The sequence below is a fragment of the Methylobacterium sp. WL8 genome, from assembly GCF_008040045.1.
GTDB lineage: Bacteria > Pseudomonadota > Alphaproteobacteria > Rhizobiales > Beijerinckiaceae > Methylobacterium > Methylobacterium cerastii.
This window is the reverse complement of record NZ_VRVF01000160.1, coordinates 1-3,116: the sequence shown is the minus strand read 5'-3', so window position 1 is coordinate 3,116 and position 3,116 is coordinate 1. Positions and strand designations below refer to the sequence as shown.

The 3,116-nt window shown below is 65.6% G+C and carries 5 protein-coding genes and 2 pseudogenes; 1 reads left to right on the top strand and 6 read right to left on the bottom strand.

Annotated features, from left to right (window positions below; all coding sequences use genetic code 11):
- Positions 1-227: 227 nt before the first annotated feature.
- From FV234_RS25570 to FV234_RS25560, 3 genes are all read right to left on the bottom strand, one after another.
- Entirely contained in the window at positions 228-635 is a 408-nt protein-coding gene (locus tag FV234_RS25570) for a hypothetical protein (protein ID WP_147832411.1), read from the bottom strand.
- Positions 632-1,387, bottom strand: coding sequence for a hypothetical protein (locus FV234_RS25565; RefSeq protein WP_246686312.1), 756 nt, complete (start codon positions 1,385-1,387; stop codon positions 632-634). The genes FV234_RS25570 and FV234_RS25565 overlap by 4 nt, the downstream gene beginning before the upstream one ends.
- Positions 1,388-1,504: 117 nt before the next feature.
- Entirely contained in the window at positions 1,505-1,882 is a 378-nt protein-coding gene (locus FV234_RS25560; protein WP_147832410.1) for a hypothetical protein, read from the bottom strand.
- Positions 1,883-1,899: 17 nt separating this feature from the next.
- On the opposite strand from FV234_RS25560, the gene FV234_RS25555 reads away from it, so the two are divergent.
- The gene (locus FV234_RS25555) at positions 1,900-2,193 is read left to right on the top strand and encodes an integration host factor subunit beta (protein ID WP_147832409.1); all 294 of its coding nucleotides are present in this window, start codon (positions 1,900-1,902) and stop codon (positions 2,191-2,193) included.
- A gap of 8 nt (positions 2,194-2,201) precedes the next feature.
- On the opposite strand, the gene FV234_RS25550 is transcribed toward FV234_RS25555, so the two are convergent.
- From FV234_RS25550 to FV234_RS25540, 3 genes and pseudogenes are all read right to left on the bottom strand, one after another.
- Positions 2,202-2,429, bottom strand: coding sequence for a hypothetical protein (locus FV234_RS25550; RefSeq protein ID WP_147832408.1), 228 nt, complete (start codon positions 2,427-2,429; stop codon positions 2,202-2,204).
- Between the two features lie 114 nt (positions 2,430-2,543).
- Positions 2,544-2,636: pseudogene (locus FV234_RS25545) on the bottom strand (IS5/IS1182 family transposase); the annotation flags it as partial.
- A gap of 29 nt (positions 2,637-2,665) precedes the next feature.
- Positions 2,666-2,983 (bottom strand): annotated as a pseudogene (locus FV234_RS25540) (transposase domain-containing protein); the annotation flags it as partial.
- Between the last annotated feature and the right edge of the window lie 133 nt (positions 2,984-3,116).

Here is a 3,116-nt window from a genome sequence, read left to right as displayed (position 1 = left end):
GAAAGCATCGCCCCGATCGGCGATGATCCCCTCGTCAGCCTGCCCACCCTCGCAGCCTGATCGTCCCGGCCCAAGCCGGTGATCGTGGTGGCCCTCACCAAGCTACACCACGCCTAGGGACACGACCGTAAGTCAACGCTGCTCGCCTATTCCAAGAAGCTAGAGGCCGAGCCCGAATGCGTCGCGTAGGCGCTCGCGCCGAGGTGGCGCCTGATCGCCCGCGGAGGTCAGACCGGGAGCTGCCGGAACCCGGCCTGTCGGTGCATTGGGATCTCGAACAGGAACGGCGGTGCGAGCTTCAGCAGACCGTCGATGTCCGGCCAACGCCAGATCAGCAGGGAAGCTTGCTGATGGATCTTCGTCGTCTGATACCCGGGGGCGAGGACGAAGCCCTTCAATCTGGCTTGGCGGAAGGCCGCACGCTCCGCCTTGTTTTTCTGGATCCTGCGATCGCCGGTGACGACCAGCCAATCGTCACCTGTGTCAGCGAGATAGGCCATCCACTCCATATCGGAGGCATGCCGCCCACAAGGCAGGTCGCGAATATGCGACGCGCTGTCCTTCCGATGCCGGAGATATCCGTCCAGGGTTTCGGCAAGCACGGGGGTCGTGCAGTTGTCGAAGAAGACCCTCAAGCTGCCTGCCGCATATCCATCTCGCGCCTGAACGCGAGGGCGCGCTTCACGGCACGCAGCGGCACATCCCAAACGCGGGCAGCGGCTTCTGGCGTGCCCTCCGCCTCGACGGCCGAGACGAGCGCATCGACTGGGACCGATGTTTCGGCCTCGATCGGCTGGCCGAACGATCGGGCCGGGTCTATCTTCACCGACTTCGCGCGCCCGAGCGGCCACCACACAGCAGGGATGCCAGCGTCGTCGTAGTCGAGGTTGGTCAGGCTACGCTCGATGATGTCTCGGAACGCGAACTGCTTCCTGAACAGGTCGATGAGCTTGGTCTGCCCGTCCTCCTCGACGACTTGGAGGAACACGGTCCGGCCGTCCGACCGAAACTTCGCCGTCGAGAGCGGGCGCGCTTCTCCGACCAGGTCTCGCGCAAGCTCGATCGCCTGGCGAACCCGCTGTGCGCTCAGGCCTCGCTCGATGAAAGTTGAGGCAACCCGGACCTCCTGAAGATCCCTGAAGCCGAGAAACACGCCCTCGTCGCCGAGATCCACCTGCGGCTGCCACAGCGGCGCGTAGTGTTTACCGTTGGCATCGTGGCCGCGAAGCCAGCGCGATATCTTCGCCGCCGAGATGTGGAGAAGGCGACCGGCCTCGGCGGGCGTGTACAGCCCGATCCCAACGAGGCCAGAGGTCTCATGCTGCGTGATGTGTCCCACTTCGATGTGCTCGGGCGTTGCAGGTTCGGCGTCAAGGGGTTTCGGCACTTACCCGCGTCGCACCGCAGGGACAGCGCACTGTCTCCCGTAAGTTAGAGCTGGTAGCCCTACAGAGGCAGCCCGGCCCGGTGGGCGCATGCAACGGGGCTACCCGCCGCACCGGCGCTATGGATCGGCCACGGGCGGCGCCAAGCCGAGGTAGATCAGCGAGCGCGCCTCGTCGGCCTTGGCCGCTGTCGCGTAGGAGCGGAGCACCAGTAGACGCGATCTCGCTGGGTCGTGAGGTAGAGGGACGAGGTGTCGTCTTCTGCACTCGCCGGCCTGCACGGCCTTTTTGAGCCAGTCGCGGGATATCGTTAGGTCGGGGACCGGGATGGTGCTCTGGGGCATGACGATGAGATCCGAGTTGCCCTGCTCGGTCGGTCGCGAGATGCGCGGCCGGTGATGCAGGGTGGGTTCGCCTAAGACAGGCTCGAATCGCCTCGACTTGCTGAAATCGCCCAGCAGCACGCCGGATCGACGGGTTGCCGCCCGGCGCTGCATGCCCCTATTCGGGCGCCATGATCCGGTCCGAGCTCGTTCTGCGCCTCGCCGCCATGAACCCGCACCTCTACGAGAAAGACTGCCAGGCGGTGGTCGATGCCATCCTCGCCTGCATCTCTGATGCGCTAGCAGCTGGCGATCGTGTGGAAATCCGTGGGTTCGGATCATTCACGGTGAAGGAGCAACGCGCCCGGCAGGGGCGCAACCCGAGGACGGGAGCACGGGTCGAGGTGCCGGCCAAGGCTGCGCTTGCCTTCAAGGCCGGCAAGGAGATGCGGGATCGGGTGAACCCGGAGGTAGCCTTGAGGTGAGATAGCTCTCAGTGGCTGCGCGCTGCAAACCCATTGGCAGCGATCCAGTCGGGCGAGAGGACGTGGCCTTCCTCCGTCACGATCCAGGGCAGCGCTTTCGGATCTCGAAGCGCATCGGCCGCAGCCGTCAGGGTTTCACGGAGCGTTCGAAACTCATGCCCCTCCTGCTTCCGGGCGGACATACCCCGCGGCCAGATCGTCAGATCGGCGGGCTTGTCGAGGTCGCTGAGCGTCATGCGATCAGTCTGCTTCGGTGGAAGAGAGGCGCCTCGATACCGAAGCCCTGTGACCGCGGTTGGACGATCATGTTTCGAGTTTGTGGCCGCGCCTGATTAGGGGAGCCCTAAGAGCTAGGGACAAAACCGTTTGGCCTGAGTTCGGCAGATGAGGGCGCAGGCGAGGGTGGTGAAGGCGAGGTGGAGGTCAGCGCGTCGCTCGTAGCGGGTAAGCGCTCGGTGATGGGCCTTGCGGGTCAGGCGGCCTGAGCGAGGTCCGTGAGCGGGGCCCAGTTCCACGGTAGCAGTTCGCCCAGGCGTCGGGCCGGATGGTCGGCGATGCGGGTGAGGACGTCCCGCAGGTAGGCCTCGGTATCGAGGCCGTTCAGCTTGGCCGTCTCGATCAGCGTGTAGAAGGCGGCCGCCCGCTCGGCGCCCCGATCCGAGCCGGCGAACAGGTAGTTCTTGCGCCCGACGGCGACGCCGCGGAGCGCCCGCTCGGCCGGGTTGTTGTCGAGCCCGATCCGGCCGTCGTCGAACACCCGGGTCAGCGCGCGCCAGCGGGTCAGCATGTAGCGGAACTGATCCTCCCCCGGTTCCACGGACACCTCTGATACGCTCCTTGCGGGCGGGGAAGGTGTTTGATGGCCAAGACGAGACGCGAGTTCACCCCAGAGTTCAAACGCGAGGCGGTAGCGCTGCTGGAGA